Below are 20,409 nucleotides of genomic sequence, written 5' to 3'. Positions count from 1 at the left end.
GTCGCTGATGTCATCGCCGGAGCGTCCCCGTGGCGCTCCGTTCCTTCGAGACACATGAACAACAGGCGGCCGGTCTCGAATCCGTGCCGATGTGAGACCGATGAAGATTCGCAACTCGCTCAAGTCGCTGCGCGGCCGTCACCGCGATAACCAGCTCGTGCGCCGCAAGGGCCGCGTCTACGTCATCAACAAGACCCAGAAGCGCTTCAAGGCCCGCCAGGGCTGAGTCTTCGGTGCCGCGATTCGCACGCGGCACTGAAGCGCGTTGACGGGAGCCGGGTTCGGGGTGGAAGCTCCGGACCTATGGACGCTCGCCGCACCCCACTCCTGACCGCCCTTTGCCTTGGCCTCGCGCTCGCAGGCAGCACGGCCACCGCCAGCCTCGCGGCAGCCGACAAGGCGCGGCCGGAGAAGGAGCGCAAGGCGCATCCGCCGGTCAGTCTTGACGATCTCTACACCCGCCTCAAGCAGGCCGAGGACGAGACCGAGGCCAAGGCCGTCGCCACCTTGATCGAGCGCCGTCTCGGCCGCTCCGGCAGCGCGACAGCCGACCTGCTTTCCGATCGTGCCCGGCAGGCGATGGGCGGCAACGACCTGCCGCTCGCTGTCGAACTGATGGACCGCTCGGTCGCCCTGGAGCCGAACTGGTCCGAAGGCTGGAGCCGGCGCGCGACCCTGTTCTGGCGCCTGTCCGACACCGCGACCGCCATCGCCGACCTGCAGCGCGCACTTGTGCTGGAGCCCCGCCATTTCGAGGCCTGGGCCGCGCTCGGCAAGCTCTACCTCGCCCAGGACGACAAGGGCCGGGCCCTCGACGCCTTCCGCCGGGCGGAGGCGCTCTACCCGCAATGGGACGTGCTCAAGAAGGCGATCGAGCGGCTGACACCCGAGGTGCAGGGTCGCGACCTCTGATTCGCGTCCCGTGAGCCTCGCTGAACCTCTCCGCCTCGCCGTAGGCCTGCTGGCAACGGCCATCGGCCTCATCGCGCTGCTGCTGCTTTGCACGGCGGTGGCAACGCGGCTGATCGCGTGGCGCGTCGAGGCACGCTATCCCGCCGCCGACCGAAGCGTCGAGATCGAGGGCGGCCGGATCGCCTATCTGGAGGACGGGCCCGAGACGGGGGCGCGAGGCACGGTCGTCCTGCTCCACGGCGCCTCGGCGAACGCCTACGACCCAATGGAGGGCGTTGGCCGGCAGCTCGCCCGATCCGGCTTTCGCGTCATCGCCTTCGATCGGCCGGGCTACGGCAACAGCGACCGAATCAGCGGCGCGGACGCCGCCTCACCGGCCTTCCAGGGGCGGGCGCTGGGACAGGCCCTCGACCGACTCGGCACCGGGCCGGCCATCCTGCTCGGTCATTCCTGGTCCGGCGCGCTTGCCCTGCGGATGGCCCTCGACCGGCCCGAACAGGTGGCGGGCCTCGTCCTCGTGGCGCCCGTTGCCATGCCGCTTCCGTCGCACCCGCTGCCTTGGTGGGCGCGGATCGCTTTGACCCCGCCTGTGACGTGGCTGCTCACGCAGACCATCGCGGTCCCGGTCGGCCTCTCCTACCTTCCTTCGGTCGCGCGAAGCGTGTTCAAACCGGAATCACCGGTCGAGAACTACCTCGCGGCGAGCCGGGCACCGCTGATTCTCCGACCGGGTCCGGCGCTGGCCAACATCCGGGATCTCGCCGGACTTCCCGCCGCGCTTGCTGAGCAGGCGCCGCGCTACGAAACCATCGCCGTGCCCACCGTGATCGTGGCCGGCGAGGCCGATCCCGTCGTCCAAACCCGCTTGCAGACCGATCCGCTGAGCCGGGCGATGCCGCACGCCCGGCGCGTGGTGCTGCCGGGCGCCGGGCATATGCTGACCTACACCGCCCCGGACACGCTCGTGCGCGAGGTCGAGGCGTTGACGGCAGCGATCGCGCGGTAGAGCTTCCGCGCGATCGAGCGTCCACCCGGATCCGATATACGGAGCGACGTGTCAGGCCCGCTCGGCGTGCTCGCGGGTGACGAAGGCGATGCGCACCATGTTGGTCGCCCCCGGAATGCCGAACGGCACGCCGGCCACGATGATCACCCGGTCGCCGATCTCGGCGAAGCGCTCGCGCACCGCGAACTTCGCGGCGCGGAAGGCCATGTCGTCCACGTCGCTGGCATCCTTGGTGACGATCGGGTGCACGCCCCAGGCCATGGTGAGGCGCCGCGCCGTCTCGCGCTTCGGCGTCAGCGCGATGACGCTGGCATTGGGCCGGGCGCGCGCCAGCCGCAGCACCGTTGAACCGGAATGGGTCCAGGCCATGATCGAGCGCAGGCTCAGCGCCTCGACGATCTGGTGGGCAGCGGCCGCGATGGCGTCGGAGGCCGTCGGCTCCGGCTCGGAACGCTGCGCCATCAGGATCGACCAGTAGAGCGCGTCGCGCTCCACCTGCTCGGCGATGCGGTTCATGGTGCCAATCGCCTCGACCGGAAAGTCGCCGGCGGCGCTTTCGGCCGAGAGCATCACCGCATCCGCGCCCTCGTAGACGGCGGTGGCCACGTCCGACACCTCGGCGCGGGTCGGCACCGGTGAGGTGATCATCGATTCGAGCATCTGCGTCGCGACGACGACCGGCTTGCCGAGCCGGCGGGCGACGCGGGTGATGCGCTTCTGCACGCCCGGCACCTGTTCGAGCGGCATCTCGACGCCGAGGTCGCCGCGGGCGACCATGATGCCGTCGGAGATCTCGATGATCTCATCGAGGCGGGTGAGCGCCTGCGGCTTCTCGATCTTGGCCATCACCAGGGCGCGCCCGGCGGCGACCTTCTTGACCTCCGCCACGTCTTCCGGGCGCTGCACGAAGGACACCGCGATCCAGTCGGCGCCGGCCGCGAGGCCCGCTTCCAGATCACCGCGATCCTTCTCGGTCATCGCCGGCACCGGCAGCACGGTGTGGGGCAGCGACACGCCCTTGCGATTCGAGATGCGACCGCCGACCTCGACGCGGGTGACGGCACGCCCCTCGCTCACCTCCGTGACGATGAGGCGAAGCTTGCCATCGTCGATCAGGATGCCGTGGCTGGGCTCCAGCGCCGAAAGAATCTCGGGATGGGGAAGGAAGACGCGGTCGGTATCGCCCGGTGTCGGATCCGAATCGAGCACGAAGGTCTGGCCGTTCTCCAGCACGGCCGCGTCGCCCACGAAGGTGCCGAGCCGCAGCTTCGGGCCCTGAAGGTCCACGAGGATGCCGATGGGGCGCTTGGCCTCGCGCTCGATGGTGCGAATCACCTCGATGCGTTCGGGCAGTTTCTCGCGAGCCAGATGGCTCATGTTGATGCGGAACACGTCCGCACCGGCGTGGAACAGCTTCTCGATCATCTCCGGCGTGTCGGATGCCGGGCCGAGGGTGGCGACGATCTTGGTGCGGCGCGAGCGCTTCAAAGGGGCCTCCATCATACCCGCTGGACCCGCGAGGCGCGGCAATCGCGTGCGGGAACGGCCCGGCGGATGGGTGGCGCGCGGGCGGGCGCCGATGGCCGGACGGGGGCTTGGCGGCCAGAAGCATCCCCCGGCCCGCGAGGTCAAGGCCGGAGCATCGACGCATTTCAACCCGAAGGCTGATACGGGAACTTTTTCTTTGCCTCGCCACTGTCTGTTGTTCAACTTTCCGAGATCTAAGCGTTTACGCGCCGCACAACGCAACTCTGGCGTTATCGACGCTGCGTGTTGCTGGAAAGTCATAGGCAGCTTGGCCGTCCCGCTGATAGCTTAGCCCTCGAAATCAGCATTCTTCGAAGGCGGACCCATCGTGATCAGAGCTCTCCTCCTGGGCGGCACCGCGGCACTCGTGAGCACCGCCGCGCTCGCCGCCGATCTGCCGCGCCGTGAGGCTCCGCCGATCGCTTTCGCGCCCGTCCCGGTCTTCACCTGGACCGGCTTCTACGCCGGCCTGCACACGGGTTACGCGTTCACCGACAACCCGAACATCCAGACCCGCGGCAACGACCCCTTCACCGCCAGCAACGTGACGCTCGCCCGTCGCCCCGCCTCCCTCAAGAGCGAGGTCGATGGCTTCTCCCGCATCGGCGGCGGCTTCGGCTACAACCATCAGTTCACGCCGGGCGGCGGCTTCGTGGCCGGTCTGGCCTTCGACGCCACCTGGCTCGACCTCGACAAGCGCACGGGCTTCTACGGCGCGCCGAACCCCACCATCGGCAACGCCAGCGTCTACACGCAGAGCCTGGACTTCCTCGGCACCGTCAACGGCAAGCTCGGCTACGCCTTCGACCGGTTCTTCGTCTACGGCACCGGCGGTCTCGCGTTCGGTCACGTCAGCTACGGCGCGGACTTCTTCAACCCGGGCGCCACCGTCCTCCAGTACACCGGCGGCGGTCGCAAGATCTTCGAGACCGGCTACAACTACGGCGGCGGCATCGAGTACGCGATCCCGGTCGACAGCTTCCTGAACTACTTCTCGGTCGGTCGCTGGCTCGGCATCAAGTCCGACGTGACGATCAAGGCGGAGTACATTCGCTACGATCTCGGCAGCCGCAACGTGCTGATCAACCAGACCGCGCCGGTCCCGGCCGGCTCCTACACCGCGCGCTTTGCGACCGAGGGCAGCCTGATCCGCGCCGGCTTCAACTACAAGTTCAGCGGCCTCTAAGCCTCGAACCTCACAGACCAACGACGTTCAACGGGCGCCTCCGCGAGGCGCCCGTTTTCGTTTGGGCAGCTCTGATCGGATGTGGTTGCGGAGGACGGCGCTCTTCATTCGTCCAGATCGGCGTGGCGCGATTGCACCGCCGACGTCGCTGATGGCGGGGCGCCCGTTCCATTCCTCGCGTGAAGTTCGATGCCGGCATGCGAACCACGGCCCGAGGGGACCTCGCTCCCGCATGGCGCGATGCCTCAATGGCCGCGTTCGGCAGCACCGATACAAATCGAAGTGGTCTGCCCGGTCGCGCTACGAATCGCGGCGAGCGGGCGTCTCTACGGGCCGCCGGCCAGAGGTTGGCCCGGATCGGAGAGCTGGATCGTCCAGTTCCGCTGCTGGCCGGTATCGACCTCGATGAAGCCGTTGCGGTCGAAGCCGCGGGCAAGACAATCCTCGACACCGCGGATGGTGAAGGCGGTGTCGCGGGTGCACATCATGGCGCGCCCACTCCACTCGCCGCCGCGACTGTAATCGACGGCGTAGAGATAATAGAACTGCGCCGCCAGCGAGCCCTTGAGCAGGGTCTCGCAATTACGCGGCTTCAGATCCCACCAACCTTCCGTTACCCAACCCTGCGCATCCCGGTAGCCCAGGGTCACGCCGACCTTGCTGGCGGTCTGGTTGCACAGGCGCAGATCGGCCGAAGCGGGGAGGGGGAGGAGCGCGGAGGCGCCGAGGCAGAGCCCGAGGACGGCCCTGCGCCGCGAGCGCGCTCTCGCTTGTTTCTGCATCGTCTTCTTCCAAAAGCCGGTGGCCGCCTTTTGGGACGATGCTGTCAGGAACTCAACCGACGAGGATGACGCGGCAATCGTTGACATTGGTCCGAGTGGGGCCCGGCTGAACGAGATCGCCGATTGTCGCGAAGAATCGCGTCGAATCGTTGTCGAGCAGCATCGCTTTCGGATCGAGTCCTGCAGCCTGGGCGCGTGACAGCGTCGTGGCATCGACCAAGCCGCCCGCAGGGTCCGTCGCCGCGCCGCGCCCACCATCGGTGCCGTCGGTATCGGCGGCGATGCCGGCGATGCCATCGGCCCCGTCGAGCGCGATGGCGAGCGCCAGCGCATATTCCTGATTGGGGCCGCCATCACCCTCGCCGCGAATGGTGACGGTGAGTTCGCCGCCGGAGATCAGGGCGACGCGACGCCCCGCCTGCCGCGCCTCGAGCGCCAGCCGGCCATGTTCGGCCGCGACCTCGCGGGCCTCGCCCTCGAGATCGGAGCCCAGCATCACCGGCTCGTAGCCGGCCCGCCGGGCAGCCTCGGCCGCCGCTTCGAGCGCGTCGATCGGCCGGGCGATGATACGGTACTCGGCCCGGGCAAAAGCCGGATCGCCCGCCTTCGGCGTTTCGTTGGCCGGATCGTTCAGCAGGGCGAGCGCGGATTCGGGCAGGCTGATGCCGCGGCGTTCGCAGATCGCGCGGGCATCGGCCAGGGTGGAGGGGTCGGGCACGGTCGGGCCGGAGGCGATCACGGACGGGTCGTCATGCGGCACGTCGGAGATGGCAAGCGTCAGAATCGACTTCGCGTTGCGTGCCGCCATCGCAAGCCGCCCGCCCTTGATGCGCGAGAGGTGCTTGCGGACGGCGTTGATCTCGTTGATCGGCGCACCCGAGCGCAGCAAAGCCTTGGTGATCGCCTGCTTCTCCGTGAGCGTCAGGTTGCCGGCAGGCGCGATCCAGTTCGCCGAGCCGCCGCCGGAGAGCAGCACCAGAACCTCGTCCTCCGGGCCCGCGCTCGCGGCGATGGCGAGGGCTTCCTTGGTTGCCTCGATGCCGGCCGCATCGGGAACCGGGTGGCCGGCCTCGACCATGCGAATGCCGGGAGCCTCCTCGCCGTAACCGTGCCGGGCCACGGCGAGACCGACGATCCGGTCCTCCGGCACTCCGTGCTCCTGGCGGTAAAACTTGCTCGCCACCGCGGCCATGCTGCCGCCGGCCTTGCCCGCACCGAGAATGATCAGCCGCCCCGGCGTCGGGGCCGGCAGGTGCCCGACGAGGCACTTGCGCGGATGGGCGGCGGCGATCGCCTCATCGAGGATCGACGAGAGGAGGGCGCGACGCTCCGCGTGGGCCGGATCGGTCGGGGCAGGGGCGGTCATGGGCGTCCTCGCGCGGGTCTTGACGGTTCTTGTTTGTGCGTTTGCTTGCCCGAGCGCTGCCGTGTCGGCAAGCCTTCGCGGTTTCACAAAACTTTCGGGCGCCGGAGCATTCTTTTTGACCCCGGCACCATCCTTGCTCGTCGTTTTATGGAGCGCCCTGCGCATGGCGGGTCGGCGGCGAGAGCCGCGCCCCTTTCGATCTCGCCGCGGCGGCCCAGATAAGCGCCATGCTCTCCCTTGAACCCGAGACCAAAACCCGCCCCGAACACCCGATCGAGCGCATTGAGGGCGATGCGTCCCTGGGCCTCCTGCTCGTCTGCGAACACGCCTCGAACGCGGTACCGGAGGATCTCGGCCGGCTCGGCGTGCCGGAAGCCGAATTCTCCCGTCACATCGCCTACGACATCGGGGCCGCCGAGGTGACGCGCCGGCTCGCCGCCCGGCTCGGGGTTCCGGCGGTGCTGACGCAGTTCTCGCGACTCATCATCGATCCGAACCGGGGCCGGCGCGATCCGACCCTGGTGATGCGGCTCTCCGACGGGGCGATCGTGCCCGGCAACGCCCGGATCGATGCGGCCGGCATCGCAGAACGGATTCGGCGCTTCTACGTGCCGTTCGACCGCGCCGTGGACGAGGCGGTCGGCCGGTCGGAAGCCGCAGGCGTGCGTCCGATGTTCGTGACGATCCACAGCTTCACGCCGTTCTGGCGCACCATCGCCCGACCCTGGCAGGTCGGCATCCTCTACGATCAGGACGCGGGGCTGAGCCGCCTGCTGATCGAGGCGCTCAAGGCCGATCCGGCCGGCCTCTGCGTCGGCGACAACCAGCCCTACGATGGCGGCCTGCCCGGCGACACGATCGACCGGCACGCCACCGTCCGCGGCCTGCCCAACGCCCTGATCGAGATCCGCCAGGATCTGATCGGCGGGCCCGAGGGCCAGGAGGAATGGGCGCAGCGCTTCGCCCGCATCCTGAGGCCGATGCTGCGTCCGCCCGCTTGACGGGAGAGGATCGCAGGGCGACCTCTGCGTGATCCCCTCGACAGCGAAAGCCGCCCCCATGACCGAGCCCATGACCGGAATCGATCCCGCCACGCAGACCGAGCTGGAAGCGGCCGTGTTCCGCCGCCTCGTGTCGCATCTGCGCAACCGCACCGATGTGCAGAACATCGACCTGATGAATCTCGCCGGGTTCTGCCGCAACTGCCTGTCGAACTGGCTGAAAGACGCGGCCGACGAGCGCGGCCTCGCTGTCTCGAAGGATCAGAGCCGGGAGCACGTCTACGGCATGCCCTACGAGGAGTGGAAGCAGAAGCACCAGACCGAGGCGGGCCCCGAGCAGCAGGCACGCTTCTCGGCGGCTCAGACGAGCGGTCACTGAGGGGGCGCGGGCATCAACGAGCAGGTAAGGTTGATGCCGTAATCCCCAGGCATCCGGCGTGGGTCTTCGGACGCACGCCATCCCTCGCGTGAAGGAGCGCTGCCATGGCCGCCTCGCCTGCCCCCGCCGTCGACCCGTCCTCGGTCGCCGCCGACCAGCTCAAGAGCATCATCGAGCGCATCGAGCGTCTCGAAGAGGAGAAGGCCGGCATCGCGGGCGACATCAAGGATGTCTACGCCGAAGCCAAGGCCAACGGCTTCGATGTGAAGGTGCTGCGCAAGATCATCTCCCTGCGCAAGCGCGACCACGACGAGCGTCAGGAGGAGGAGGCGATCCTCGAGCTCTACCTCCAGGCACTCGGCATGGCCTAGCGCCACCGAAGCCACATCAGAAACCCAGTCCAGACCTCATCCTGAGATGCCGCGCAGCGGCCTCGAAGGATCCTCCAGCTTTCGCACGATCCCTGGAAGATCCTTCGAGGCCCGCTGACGCGCGCATCTCAGGATGAGGGGCGTGAATGGAAAGCGGGTGCTCGTCGAGCAGCATCGGCGCCCACGGCTGAATGCCCCCGAAGGGAGCGCGGGCGCCTCAGGCGTCAACGGCCCTGGACCGGACCCTGCGTCGCGGACCCGGTGAAGCGGGTGGCGGACAGCGTGAGTGGTTCGGCTGAGAAACGCCCGTTCAGAGCCTCGACCGAGGGGATGTGCAGGGCCTCCGCGGGCAGCGCCTCGTCGGGACGCGGACGCGCCAGTGCCACGCGAACGAGAGCGGTCGGCGCGGCCGGCTCCGACACGCCCTGAACCGCGGCGAAGAACAGGCTGCGGACTTGCTCGCGCGGTTCGGCATCCGCCGGCACCAGACGCGCCTCGACAATGGCCGGTTCAGGCGCTTCGGTGGCCGTCTCGCTCCCCGCCTGCGCCACGTGAACCATGCCGCCCAGGCCCTCGCCATTGAGAGAGGCGAGCTGTACCGGGCGTTGCGGCGGCAGCGGAATGGTCAGGGCGGTGGCCACGACGGCGAATTCCAAGGGACGCCGCGGCGGCAGCGGTGCGACCACCGCCTGATCCGCTTCGCCCGTCAGCAATTCCTTCGCCGAGGCGCCGTCCCGGCGCAGGGTCGTCGCGCGCAAGGCTTCGGAGGCCGCGGGCGCGGCATAGGCCATCGCCCCGGTTCCGTCGGCCGGATCGGCGCTGGCGACCGCGATGCTCGGCTTAGTCCGAGCCTTGGACGGCATGGCGGCGCCGGCGAGCGCGGCCGGCGGCGCGTCGGTCCCGCCGTTTCCGCCAAAGAGCGAGGCGAAGAAGCCCTTGAGCCCCGGCCCCTCGCCGACCTCGTCGGCGCTGGCGAGTGCGGTGTAGCCCAGCACCGTGCCGCCGCGGGACAGGATCTCGGCGCGAGCCTCCTCGTAGCGGGCGAGCGGCTTGCCGTTGGCGGGAAGGTGGACGGTCTTTCCGTCCGGGAACAGGCGGGCAAGCTGGTCGTGGCTCATGCGCGGCCAGGAGCGCACCGAGCCGACATCGAGATGCACGAAGGGTGACCCGGAGCGGGGATACCAGCCGACGCCGCCGCGCTGCATCCGCATGCCGACCGCGCGGATCTGGTCGATCGAGGCGTCGGTCATGAAGAAATCCATGGCCTTGCCGAGCATGTGCTGGCTGGTGTCGGCGACGCCCGAGGAGCGGCGACGCAGCATGCCGTTGGTCTTCGGGCTGCGGTAGCCGCAGACGATGCGCAGCGGCGCGGTCGAGCCGACGGAGCGCTGCGCCTCCCACACCACGTCGAATAGGCGCGGGTCCATTTTGATCGATTCGTTCTCGCGCCAGTCGCGCATCAGCCAGTTGATCTGGTCGAGGGCGGCGCGGTCGTAGCGTCCATCGCGCTTGAAGGTGACGTTCAGCGTCTCCCCCGTGTGCTCGTGCACCATGGAGAGGCTGCGGGTGTCGCCGTTGGCGACGGCGTCCTGGGTCTCGACCGTGCCGGCGACGAGCAGGGCGGCCATCGCGCCTGCAGCGGAGGCGAGGCGCTTCAGGCGCGGGGAGGGCGAAGTGCGGTTCGAGGACAGGCGGTCCCGGATCGTGCGCAGCATGGTCCTCACCCCACGAAACGGCGCGGCATCGGCGATGCCGCGAGGCGCAAGGATGACCGAGGACCGGAAAGGCGGATCGTCGGGGCCCGTGCTGCTCACCGTCTTTCAGAGATGGCTACGGACCAACCGTGGCAAAAAAGTGCCTCGCAAGATTCAAGCGTGATCTCGGCCCCGCGCTGTTCCGCGCAGAACGATGCCGTCGATGGCTCATCCGGAGTGAAACGCGACTGCCGGCCTACCAGTAGCTGCGCGGCGGATAAGCGTAGGTGGGGGCGCTCTCCGGCTCGCTGAACATGTCCGACGAACGGCGGGGCGGGGCGCGGCGCTCGCTGCGCACCGCCTCGCGCGCCACGGCTTGGCGCGGGGCCGAACGGGCGGCCTCGGCACTTGCGCGCCTCTCCTTCGCGGGCGCTTTCGCCACGGCCTCCGAGCGGGCGGCGAGCCCCAGCGCGACCTTCATCGGCCCATCGTAGCCATAGAGGTCCGGCAGAGTGCGGTAGGAGCCGAGATCGTCCACCTCCGCCGTGAAGTAGGCGAGGTGCACCGGCAGCTTCTCGGGCAGGCGCAGCGTCCGCTCGCCCTTGCCGATCAGCTTCTTGAGGCGCTCCTGCGTCCAGCTCGGCAGCACCGCGTCGGCGAAGCGGAACGGGTCGTCCACGCGCACGCAGCCGTGGCTGAAGGCTCGGGTCGAGGCGGAGAACAGCGAGCGGTTCGGCGTGTCGTGCAGGTAGACCGCGTGCTGGTTGGGGAACATGAACTTGATGAAGCCAAGCGCGTTCCGCTCGCCCGGCGGCTGACGCAGGGAGATGTTGCCGCCCCGGCGCACCACCTCGAACCCGGCGGTGCGGCCCGAGGCCAGCATCTGCTTCAGGATCGAGGGCGGCACGTACCAGGACGGGTTGACGACGGCGTATTCCATCATCCCCGAGAAGGTCGGCGTCGGGCTCGTCGGCTTGCCGACGATCACCCGGGTTTCGTCGCGCACCTGCCCGTCGCGAAACACCTTCAGCTTGAATTCGGGCACGTTCACGAAGACGTAGTTCGGTCCGAGTTCGGGCGGCAGCCAGCGCCAGCGCTCCATGTTGACGAGGATGTCGGCCTCGCTCGCGCTCGTCTTCGGCACGCTCGAACTGGCGAGCGCCGCGACGGTGGCGCGGGTGAGCGTTCCGTTCGCCGGCAGGCCACGGCTGCGCTGGAAGTTCTTGACGGCATCGGCAACGGCGCGGTCGTAGGCATCCGCCTCGCCGGGCGCCGAATCGAGGGTGCCGGCGGCGCTCGCGTCGAGACCGAAGCGGCTGCGCAGCAACGGCACCCGGGGGTCGCTCATCCCAAGCTTGAGCACCGGCCCGTCGGGAAGCTTGACGCTCGGCGCCCCTTGCGTCCGGCCGGCACGCAGGCCGGCGAGGCGCTTCTTCAGGGCGAGGTAGCCGGGCTGGCGCGGATTGTAGCCTTGCAGTACGTCGCCGGCCCCCGCGCCCGAAGCGGCGAGACGGGTCAGCACTGTGTCGGCCGGCGGCAGGTCGAGGGTGGGCGTGATGAGCCTCGAGATCGCGGCCGGATTCACCCGGCCGCCGCGGGCGTCGCGGGCGTAGAGGGCGAGCGCGGCCGAGAGCTTGAGGTCGGCCTCGGCGATTTCCGCATCCGTGTCCGGACGGCTGAGCTTGCCCACCACCGGAACGGGATAGGCGTTCGGATCGAGCCCATCCTCGCCCGCTTCTCTCAGGCGGGCGATGGCCGCGTTGGCGGCGGCGGTGAAGGCCCGGTTCTCGATCCAGACCGGCTTGAAGTTGCCGAGCGCATAGAAGGCCTGGATCGCCTCGCGGTCCTTGCCGGTCAGGCGTTGCAGGAGCGGCGCGGTGTCGTTGAGCCGCGCATAGACCGCCGCGGGAAGCGGCTCGCTCGGCGCGACCGGGGCCGGTGGCCCCTCGGCCGCGGGCGCGGGCGTCGGCTCTGCGGGGGGCGCAGGCGCATCGACGGTCGGTGCCGCGCCGTTGGAGGCGTCGGGCGTGACCACCGGCTCGTTGGCAACGTCGACAGCGGCCTTACGGATAACGACGCCGGACTCCGTCGCGGCAGGCGCTTCCTCGGCACGGGCCGGGGCTTGGCTGAAAGCGAGGAGGGCCGCCAGCGCAACGGACAGGGTCCGCGCGATGCCCGTTCCGGCTTCCGATGCAGCGCGCATGTCGGCAACTCCCTGGATACGGCCGAGACTGCCGCAGCTCTGCTTAAAGATCATCGACCGAAGCACGGCCGTGCGCAACCACACGACCACATGTCGCGGCCAGGCCGGAACCTGAAGGCGAATAGCCGAGGCACGCCCATCGTCCTTGATATCGGATCAAGGACGATGCGTTTGCCTCTTGTTTTCGCATCGTCCCGAAAGCCGGCGGCTGCCTTTCGGGACGATGCTTTGAACGACTGTCCGGCCTCAGGCGGCGTCCTCGGAACGCTCCTCGTCGTCGAGGCCGAGCTCCTTGAGTTTGCGGTAGAGGGTCGATCGGCCGATTCCGAGGCGGCGGGAGACTTCGGACATTCGGCCGCGGTAAAATTGCAGGGCGAAGCGGATCACCTCCGCCTCGACGGCTTCCATCGTCTTCATGTCGCCGGTGTCCTCGACGACGAGCGACATGGCGTGGGGATCGCGCACCTCGACGCGGACGATCTCCCGCACCGGCTCAAGACCGCCCGCAGGCAGGGCGGCCTGTGTCGGCAGCGGCGGGATACGCACGTCGAAGCCCTCGACCTGCGCCGCGATCTGCGGAAACTCGGCAACCGTCAGTTCGTCGCCGTCGGCGAGCACGACCGCACGGAACAGCGCGTTCTCGAGCTGGCGCACGTTGCCGGGCCAGGGATAGCGCGAGAGCAACGCCATCGCCTCGGCCGTGATGCCGCGCAGGCGTTTGCCCTCTTCCGCCGCGAACCGCGCGCAGAACGAGCGCACGAGGTCCGGAATGTCCTCGCGCCGCGCCCGCAGCGGCGGCAGCGTCATGGGGAAGACGTTGAGGCGGTAATAGAGATCCTCGCGGAACTTGCCCTGTTTCACGAGGTCGAGCAGCGAGCGGTTGGTGGCCGAGATCAGGCGGATATCGACGCGCACGGCGCGCTTGCCGCCGACGGGATCGACCTCGCCCTCCTGCAGCGCCCGCAGGAGCTTCACCTGTGCGTCGAGGGGCAGCTCGCCGATCTCGTCGAGGAACAGCGTGCCCCCCGACGCCTCGACGAACTTACCGACATGCTTCTCCGTGGCGCCGGTGAAGGCGCCCTTCTCGTGACCGAACAGGGTCGATTCGACGAGGTTCTCGGGGATCGCCCCGCAATTGACGGTGACGAAGGCCTTGCCGCGCCGGTCGCCCGAGCCCTGGATCGCGCGCGCCAGCACTTCCTTGCCAACGCCTGATTCGCCCTCGATCAGGACGGGAATGTTCGATTTCGCCGACCGCTCCGCCAGCCGAATCACCCGCTCCATGTCCGGGCTCTTCGAGGCGAGATCCTTGAAGCCCAGCGCGCCCGAAGCGCGACGGCGCATCCGGCGCACCTCCTCCTCGAGTTGATCGACCCGCAGCGCGTTCTTGATCGAGACCTGGAGCCGTTCGGCACCGGCCGGCTTGACCACGAAATCGACGGCGCCCGCCCGCATGGCGTTCACCACCGCGTCGATGGAGCCGTTCGACGTCTGCACGATGACGGGGGTATCGATGCCGCTCTTGCGCATCTCGGCCAGCACGCTCAGCCCGTCCATGCCGCCGGGCATGACGAGATCGAGCAGCACGACATCGACGCTCTCGCCGCTGCGCAGGAGGTTCAACCCGTCATGGCCGTTCTCCGCAATCTGTGCCTGGAAACCGAGGCGGCGCACCATTGCCTCGGCGAGGCGACGCTGCACGGGATCGTCGTCGATGATGAGAACGGTGGTCGACATGCGGGGCGCCTCGCTTTCCGCTCAAACCGGCCGCGGGCCGACCCGGCCTCCCAGCGGAGACCGGCGGCGCATGGCGGCGGCTGTTTCGTTTCGAGGCACAGGGTCGCCCAAGACCGTAAAGCGCCGCTTAACGACGCTCGAATTTAGCCCGCACGGCGTTCCAATCGACGTGACAGCGCGTCCAGGGGCACCTTCCGTAGGCGCTCACGCGACCCAGATTGCGGAGCGCAGTTGATCGCGACGGTCCTGCGCTCGATATCTGCCCCTGGTCGCGCTGGCGCGCCCAATGCCGAAGCGGCGGTCCCCCACGTCGAGGAAACAGCACATCATGTCGAGCCGAGCCGTTTTCGCCGCCCTGTCGCCGGACCTGCCGAGAGAGGCTGAGGAACTCGCGGCGGTGCGCGGCGCGATCCAGGCGGCCGATCTCGGCGTGCTGCCGGAATGGGACCTCACCGACCTCTATCCGAGCATGGACGCGCCGGCCTTCCGCGAGGATCTCGATCGGGCCGAGGCCGAGAGCCGGGCCTTCGCCGAACGTTATGCGGGCCGGATTGCCGAGATCGCGGCCGGGCCGGATGCCTCGTCCGTCCTCGGCGAGGCGGTGCAGACCTTCGAGCGGATCGAGGATCTGATGGGGCGGCTGATGTCCTATGCCGGTCTCGTCTATTCCGGCGATACGACGGACGAGACCCGCGCCAAGTTCTACGGCGACACCCGCGAGCGGCTGACCACGGCCTCGGGCGACCTGCTGTTCTTCGGCCTGGAGCTGAACCGCGTCGAGGATGCGGTGCTCGACGCGGCGATGGCGGACGGGCCGCTCGCCCATTACCGTCCCTGGATCGAGGATCTGCGGCGCGAGAAGCCGCACCAGCTCGACGACCGGACGGAGAAGCTGTTCCTCGACAAGTCGGTGACCTCGAACGCCGCCTGGGACCGGCTGTTCAATGAGACGATCGCCTCGCTGCGCTTCTCGGTTCAGGGCGAGCGCCTGACGCTGGAGCCGACGCTCAACAAGCTCGTCGATTCGGACGGGGCGGTGCGCCAGGAGGCGGCGCAGGCACTCGGCGAGACCCTGCGAGCGAATCTGCGCATCTTCACGCTGATCACCAACACGCTGGCCAAGGACAAGGAGATCTCCGACCGCTGGCGCGGCTTCAAGGACGTGGCCAGTGCCCGCCACCTCTCGAATCGCGTCGAGCCGGAGGTCGTGGCCGCCATGGTCGAGGCCGTGCGCGCGGCCTATCCGCGGCTGTCACACCGCTACTACCGGCTCAAGGCCAAGTGGTTCGGTGTCGAGGCGCTGCCCTACTGGGACCGTAACGCGCCGCTGCCGAAGGTCGAGCAGCGCACGATTCCCTGGGCCCAGGCCCGTGACACGGTGCTGGAGGCCTACGACGCCTTCTCACCAGATATGGCCGGCATCGCCAAAAAGTTCTTCGACGGTGGCTGGATCGATGCGCCGACCCGAGCGGGCAAGGCACCCGGCGCCTTCGCGCATCCGACCGTCCCCTCGGCTCACCCCTACGTTCTGGTGAATTACCAGGGCAAGCCGCGCGACGTGATGACCCTCGCGCACGAACTCGGCCACGGCGTGCATCAGGTGCTCGCCGCACCCAACGGCGCGCTGATGGCGCCGACCCCGCTGACGCTGGCCGAGACCGCGAGCGTGTTCGGCGAGATGCTGACCTTCCAGCGGCTGCTGAGCCAGACCACGGACCCGACCCAGCGCCGGGCGATGCTCGCGGCCAAGGTCGAGGACATGATCAACACGGTGGTGCGCCAGATCGCGTTCTACTCGTTCGAGCGGAAGGTCCACCTCGCCCGCGCCAAGGGCGAGCTGACGGCCGAGCAGATCAACGAGCTCTGGATGTCGGTGCAGTCCGAGAGCCTCGGGCCGGCGATCACCCTGGATAAGGGTTACGAGCCGTTCTGGGCCTACATCCCGCACTTCATCCACTCGCCGTTCTACGTCTACGCCTACGCGTTCGGCGATTGTCTCGTGAACTCGCTTTACGGCGTCTACGCCCGCGCCGAGCCCGGCTTCGTCGAGCGCTACTTCGCCCTGCTCTCGGCCGGCGGCTCGAAGCCCTACGGCGAGTTGCTGAAGCCGTTCGGGCTCGATGCCAGCGATCCGGGCTTCTGGCAGATCGGGCTGGGGATGATCGAGGGGATGATCGCGGAGCTGGAGGCGATGGAACACAATTGACCGAGCTACGTGGCACAGCGCAACGTTGACTAAATATAGCGTTGCGGGCTACATGTGTGCCTTCATCGGGAGGTTCACATGAATGCCAGTCACGCTGCATTTTTCGAGCGGCCGGATGCCCGTCCCATCAAGGACGTTCTGAGCCGTGCGGAGATGCTCCCACAATATGAGTTGCTCAGCAGGCTTGAGATCCCAGCGGTCCAGGCGGCCGTTTGGGAGATCGAGCCGATCATCGAAAAGCTCGACCCCGGCATTCGGAATTATGCGATTCAGTCGGCTGGGGCGCTGATCGGTGATCTTCTGACGGCCCGCGGGTTTCGGATTGCCCGGGATGCCCGTGGCGAGAAGCGCCGTGGACGCGTGCGGAAAGCACGGTTCGTGAAATCAGGTACGATTTGGGAGCTTCCTGCGGAGCCGGATGGCGGTCATCGGGACAAGGTCGCCAAGATCATGGAAGATGTCATGGTCCGCTACCGGTCAACGCTGACCGAGTTGGCGAAGTGAGCGCAGATCTTGAGGTATCGGACGGTACTGAGCCCAAATGGCTGACGGTCGAGGACGTGGAGGACGCCCACGCCCGTCAGCTTCGGATCTTCGGCGGAGCGGTGGGTCTTCGTGATCGGGGTGCTCTCGAGTCGGCCGTCGGGCGGCCGATCAACCGTTGGCGATACGAGCATGCAGAACTTGCCGAACTAGCGGCTGCCTACGCCTTCGGCGTCGTCCGTAATCACCCCTTCATGGACGGCAACAAGCGGGCTGGTTTCATGGCGATGATGGGGTTCCTGTTGCTGAACGACATCCCTTTCGAGCCGGACCCGGCTGAGGCGACGGCCATCATCCTCGGCCTAGCCGCCGGCGAGATCGATGAATCCGGCCTGACCCGCTGGATTCGCGATAACTGGCCGAAAGCGTAGCGCGGCCCGCGGCGCGCCGTCCCAGCGCCCTGGGCGCGAGACCGGGCAGCGCCTATCTCCGGTCGAATCCCGATAGGAATCGATCCGAATCCATGGCCGAGACCGACCGCGAAGCCAACCGCTTCACCGCCCGCGCGAGCCGCTATGCCAGCGTCGGCGCCAATGTCGGAGGGGTGGCCGCGCGGATGGCGGCGGCGCGCCTGTTCGGTGGCAAGGACGGCGCGAGCCTCAACAACGCGGCGGCTCTGGCCCAGGCGCTCGGCGGCCTCAAGGGGCCGATCATGAAGGTGGCACAGCTGCTCGCCACCGTGCCGGACCTGCTGCCTCCGGAATACGCGGCCGAATTGCAGAAGCTTCAGGCCGACGCGCCGCCGATGGGCGCGGCCTTCGTCAAGCGTCGGATGATGGCCGAACTCGGTGCCGACTGGCAGAGCCGCTTCGGCAGCTTCGATCTCAAGCCGGCCGCCGCCGCCTCGCTGGGTCAGGTCCACCGCGCTCAGTCACGCGATGACGCGCCGCTCGCCTGCAAGCTCCAGTATCCCGACATGCAGTCGGCGGTCGAGGCGGACCTCAAGCAGCTTCAGGTCGCCTTCGCGCTCCACCGGCGCATGAATTCCTGGCTCGACACCTCCGAGATCGCCAAGGAGATCGGCGCGCGGGTGCGCGAGGAGCTCGATTACGGCCGCGAGGCCAAGCACGCTGCGCTTTATGGCGACGTGCTCAAGGACATCGATTCCGTGCGGGTGCCTGCGGTGCATTCCGATCTGTCGACGAAGCGGCTTCTCACACTCGGCTGGCTCGACGGCGAGAAGATCCTGAACTTCACGCAGAGCCCGATCGAGATCCGCAACCGACTCGCTCAAGCGATGTTCCGGGCTTGGTGGCATCCCTTCAGCCGCGCCGCGGTGATCCACGGCGATCCTCATCTCGGCAATTACACCGTCTTCTCCGAGGGCGGCGAAGCGCAGGGCATCAACCTGCTCGATTATGGCTGCGTGCGCATCTTCCATCCCCGCTTCGTCGGCGGTGTGGTCGATCTCTACCGCGGCCTGCTGGAGGAGGACCGCGCGCGGGTTGTCCACGCCTACGAAGTCTGGGGCTTCAAGAAGCTCGACAACGAAACCATCGACATCCTCAACATCTGGGCCCGCTTCATCTACGGCCCGCTGCTAGAGGATCGCACCCGCACCGTCGCCGACGGGATCGATCCCGGCGCCTACGGACGGCGCGAGGCGTTTTCCGTGCATCAGGCGCTGAAGGAGAAGGGCCCGGTCACCGTTCCGCAGGAATTCGTGTTCATGGATCGGGCCGCGGTCGGGCTCGGCGCGGTCTTCCTACACCTGCGCTCCGAACTGAATTACCACCAACTGTTCGAAGCCGAGATCGAACGCTTCTCGCTCGACACGCTTTCCGAGCGGCAGGGGGCGGCGCTGGCCGCGGTCGGATTGCCCGATCCGGTGTGACAAAAGCCGGCTCACGACATGTGTACCTGAGCGTCAAGCTGATTGCTCGCGGATAAGCGTTGCGCTAAATCCGCGCGTGACAAGCAAAACGATACCAGGGAACGGGCGCGCTATGGCGGACACGAAGACCCTCACCGGCCTGCACTACAGCCCGGCGATGGACGAGAAGACCCACGAGCAGACCTATCGGGGCTTCGTCCGCTTCGTCGAAATCGGTACCGTCACGGTGTTGTGCTGGGTGACGGCTCTCGCCATCGGCGGCGTGCACGAAGCGTGGGTGACCGCGATCATCGGCGTGCTGGTCTCCTGGGTGGCCGCGGCCGTCGGTGCCTTCGTCCCCGCCATCGGCTGGAAGGCCCAGGCCTTCGTTTTCGCCGCACTCCTCGCGATTCTCTTCCTCAGCTGAGGATCGAGACTTCCGGGCCGACCCCTCGGGTCGGCCCTTTCCAGATCTGAACTTCCCAGCAAGCTCGGATACCGGCACGCCGAAAGGCGGCTGTAAGAACGGGAGCAACTGATGCGTATTGCCGTCTTGACGGAGACGGACCCGATAGAACCACGGGTCGCGGCCGTCCCAGAAACGGTCAAGAAGTTCATAAGTCTGGGGTCCGATGTCGTCGTGCAATCGGGGGCCGGCGCCAAGGCCGGCGTTCCCGATGGCGAGTACGAAGCCGCCGGCGCCAAGATCGCCGGGAGCGCCGATGAGGCTCTCTCCGGCGCCGACCTTGTCCTGAAGGTCCGCCGTCCCAACGCCGAGGAACTGGGCAAGATCCAGAAGGGCGCCACGGTCATCGCGATCATGGACCCCTACGGGCACGAGGACGAGTTGAAGGCCGCCGCCGAGGCGGGCGTCAACACCTTCGCCATGGAGCTGATGCCCCGCATCACCCGCGCGCAGGTGATGGACGTCCTCTCGTCCCAGGCGAACCTCGCCGGCTACCGCGCCGTTGTCGATGGCGCCGCCGAGTACGGCCGCTCCCTGCCGATGATGATGACCGCCGCCGGCACCGTTCCGGCCGCGCGCATCTTCATCATGGGCGTCGGCGTCGCCGGCCTCCAGGCTATCGCCACCGCCCGCCGCATGGGTGCCGTGGTGACCGCCACCGACGTGCGGCCCGCCACCAAGGAACAGGTCGAATCGCTGGGCGCCAAGTTCGTCGCTGTCGAGGACGACGAGTTCAAGCAGGCCGAGACCTCCGGCGGCTACGCCAAGGAGATGTCGGCCGAGTACCAGAAGAAGCAGGCGGAGCTGGTCAAGGGCCACATCGCCAAGCAGGACATCGTCATCACCACGGCGCTGATCCCCGGCCGGCCGGCGCCAAAGCTCGTCTCCGAGGAGATGGTCGCTTCGATGAAACCCGGTTCGGTGCTCGTCGACCTCGCGGTCGAGCGCGGCGGCAACGTCGCCGGTGCCAAGGCGGGTGAGATCGTCACCGTCGGCAACGGCGTGAAGATCGTCGGCCACGTCAACGTGCCGGGCCGCCTCGCGGCCACGGCGTCGAGCCTCTATGCCCGCAACCTCTACGCCTTCGTCGAGACCCTGATCGACAAGGAGTCGAAGGCGCTGGCGGTGCAGTGGGACGACGAACTCGTCAAGGCCACCAATCTGACCCGCGACGGTCAGGTGGTCCACCCCAACTTTCAGCCCAAAGCCTGATCGGT

General features: G+C 68.1%; 19 protein-coding genes. 13 read left to right on the top strand and 6 right to left on the bottom strand.

Features of this window, described 5'->3' with window-relative positions:
* The first annotated feature begins 100 nt into the window (after window positions 1-100).
* The 3 genes from ykgO (at window position 101) to M2437_RS19645 (ending at window position 1,918) form a co-directional block, all read left to right on the top strand.
* Window positions 101-226 carry a type B 50S ribosomal protein L36 gene (gene ykgO / locus M2437_RS19655; RefSeq protein WP_003601867.1) on the top strand — a complete coding sequence of 42 codons (126 nt, stop codon included), beginning with the start codon at window positions 101-103 and terminating at the stop codon, window positions 224-226.
* Between the two features lie 77 nt (window positions 227-303).
* A complete protein-coding gene (locus M2437_RS19650) occupies window positions 304-912 on the top strand; it encodes a tetratricopeptide repeat protein (protein WP_253388436.1) in 609 nt (202 codons plus the stop codon).
* A 10-nt stretch (window positions 913-922) separates the two neighbouring features.
* Window positions 923-1,918, top strand: coding sequence for an alpha/beta fold hydrolase (locus M2437_RS19645; RefSeq protein WP_253388435.1), 996 nt, complete (start codon window positions 923-925; stop codon window positions 1,916-1,918).
* Window positions 1,919-1,969: 51 nt separating this feature from the next.
* Here M2437_RS19645 and pyk read toward each other — a convergent pair whose 3' ends face one another.
* Window positions 1,970-3,406 carry a pyruvate kinase gene (gene pyk / locus M2437_RS19640; RefSeq protein ID WP_003601864.1) on the bottom strand — a complete coding sequence of 479 codons (1,437 nt, stop codon included), beginning with the start codon at window positions 3,404-3,406 and terminating at the stop codon, window positions 1,970-1,972.
* 367 nt (window positions 3,407-3,773) lie between these two features.
* Here pyk and M2437_RS19635 point away from each other — a divergent pair, with 367 nt between their 5' ends.
* The gene (locus M2437_RS19635; protein ID WP_003601863.1) at window positions 3,774-4,631 is read left to right on the top strand and encodes an outer membrane protein; all 858 of its coding nucleotides are present in this window, start codon (window positions 3,774-3,776) and stop codon (window positions 4,629-4,631) included.
* Between the two features lie 326 nt (window positions 4,632-4,957).
* Here M2437_RS19635 and M2437_RS19630 read toward each other — a convergent pair whose 3' ends face one another.
* Both M2437_RS19630 and M2437_RS19625 read right to left on the bottom strand, forming a co-directional pair.
* Window positions 4,958-5,413 carry a DUF1036 domain-containing protein gene (locus M2437_RS19630; protein ID WP_056504253.1) on the bottom strand — a complete coding sequence of 152 codons (456 nt, stop codon included), beginning with the start codon at window positions 5,411-5,413 and terminating at the stop codon, window positions 4,958-4,960.
* 52 nt (window positions 5,414-5,465) lie between these two features.
* A complete protein-coding gene (locus M2437_RS19625) occupies window positions 5,466-6,779 on the bottom strand; it encodes a glycerate kinase type-2 family protein (RefSeq protein WP_253388434.1) in 1,314 nt (437 codons plus the stop codon).
* 227 nt (window positions 6,780-7,006) lie between these two features.
* On the opposite strand from M2437_RS19625, the gene M2437_RS19620 reads away from it, so the two are divergent.
* From M2437_RS19620 to M2437_RS19610, 3 genes are all read left to right on the top strand, one after another.
* The gene (locus M2437_RS19620) at window positions 7,007-7,780 is read left to right on the top strand and encodes an N-formylglutamate amidohydrolase (protein ID WP_015823078.1); all 774 of its coding nucleotides are present in this window, start codon (window positions 7,007-7,009) and stop codon (window positions 7,778-7,780) included.
* A 58-nt stretch (window positions 7,781-7,838) separates the two neighbouring features.
* Window positions 7,839-8,159: a DUF1244 domain-containing protein gene (locus M2437_RS19615; protein ID WP_076643565.1), complete on the top strand. Its 321-nt coding sequence runs from the start codon at window positions 7,839-7,841 to the stop codon at window positions 8,157-8,159.
* 104 nt (window positions 8,160-8,263) lie between these two features.
* Entirely contained in the window at window positions 8,264-8,530 is a 267-nt protein-coding gene (locus M2437_RS19610) for a DUF2312 domain-containing protein (protein WP_003601858.1), read from the top strand.
* 224 nt (window positions 8,531-8,754) lie between these two features.
* Here M2437_RS19610 and M2437_RS19605 read toward each other — a convergent pair whose 3' ends face one another.
* From M2437_RS19605 to M2437_RS19595, 3 genes are all read right to left on the bottom strand, one after another.
* On the bottom strand, window positions 8,755-10,245 hold the full coding sequence (locus M2437_RS19605; RefSeq protein WP_253388433.1) for a peptidoglycan L,D-endopeptidase MepK: 1,491 nt from the start codon (window positions 10,243-10,245) through the stop codon (window positions 8,755-8,757).
* A gap of 235 nt (window positions 10,246-10,480) precedes the next feature.
* The gene (locus M2437_RS19600; protein ID WP_253388432.1) at window positions 10,481-12,427 is read right to left on the bottom strand and encodes a L,D-transpeptidase family protein; all 1,947 of its coding nucleotides are present in this window, start codon (window positions 12,425-12,427) and stop codon (window positions 10,481-10,483) included.
* Between the two features lie 246 nt (window positions 12,428-12,673).
* The gene (locus M2437_RS19595) at window positions 12,674-14,164 is read right to left on the bottom strand and encodes a sigma-54-dependent transcriptional regulator (RefSeq protein WP_004446447.1); all 1,491 of its coding nucleotides are present in this window, start codon (window positions 14,162-14,164) and stop codon (window positions 12,674-12,676) included.
* A gap of 328 nt (window positions 14,165-14,492) precedes the next feature.
* On the opposite strand from M2437_RS19595, the gene M2437_RS19590 reads away from it, so the two are divergent.
* The 6 genes from M2437_RS19590 to M2437_RS19565 all read left to right on the top strand — a co-directional run bounded on the left by M2437_RS19590 (window position 14,493) and on the right by M2437_RS19565 (window position 20,404).
* A complete protein-coding gene (locus M2437_RS19590; protein WP_253388431.1) occupies window positions 14,493-16,370 on the top strand; it encodes a M3 family oligoendopeptidase in 1,878 nt (625 codons plus the stop codon).
* 78 nt (window positions 16,371-16,448) lie between these two features.
* A complete protein-coding gene (locus M2437_RS19585) occupies window positions 16,449-16,874 on the top strand; it encodes a hypothetical protein (RefSeq protein ID WP_182567389.1) in 426 nt (141 codons plus the stop codon).
* The gene (locus tag M2437_RS19580) at window positions 16,871-17,284 is read left to right on the top strand and encodes a type II toxin-antitoxin system death-on-curing family toxin (protein WP_253388430.1); all 414 of its coding nucleotides are present in this window, start codon (window positions 16,871-16,873) and stop codon (window positions 17,282-17,284) included. Before M2437_RS19585 ends, M2437_RS19580 begins: the two co-directional genes overlap by 4 nt.
* Before the next feature lie 92 nt (window positions 17,285-17,376).
* A complete protein-coding gene (locus M2437_RS19575) occupies window positions 17,377-18,747 on the top strand; it encodes an ABC1 kinase family protein (protein ID WP_253388429.1) in 1,371 nt (456 codons plus the stop codon).
* A 112-nt stretch (window positions 18,748-18,859) separates the two neighbouring features.
* A complete protein-coding gene (locus tag M2437_RS19570) occupies window positions 18,860-19,153 on the top strand; it encodes an aa3-type cytochrome c oxidase subunit IV (RefSeq protein WP_004446452.1) in 294 nt (97 codons plus the stop codon).
* A 111-nt stretch (window positions 19,154-19,264) separates the two neighbouring features.
* On the top strand, window positions 19,265-20,404 hold the full coding sequence (locus M2437_RS19565) for a Re/Si-specific NAD(P)(+) transhydrogenase subunit alpha (protein ID WP_015823086.1): 1,140 nt from the start codon (window positions 19,265-19,267) through the stop codon (window positions 20,402-20,404).
* Window positions 20,405-20,409 lie beyond the last annotated feature (5 nt).

This window comes from Methylorubrum pseudosasae (genome assembly GCF_029504475.1).
Taxonomy (GTDB): domain Bacteria; phylum Pseudomonadota; class Alphaproteobacteria; order Rhizobiales; family Beijerinckiaceae; genus Methylobacterium; species Methylobacterium extorquens.
This window is presented reverse-complemented; position numbering and strand designations above follow the sequence as displayed.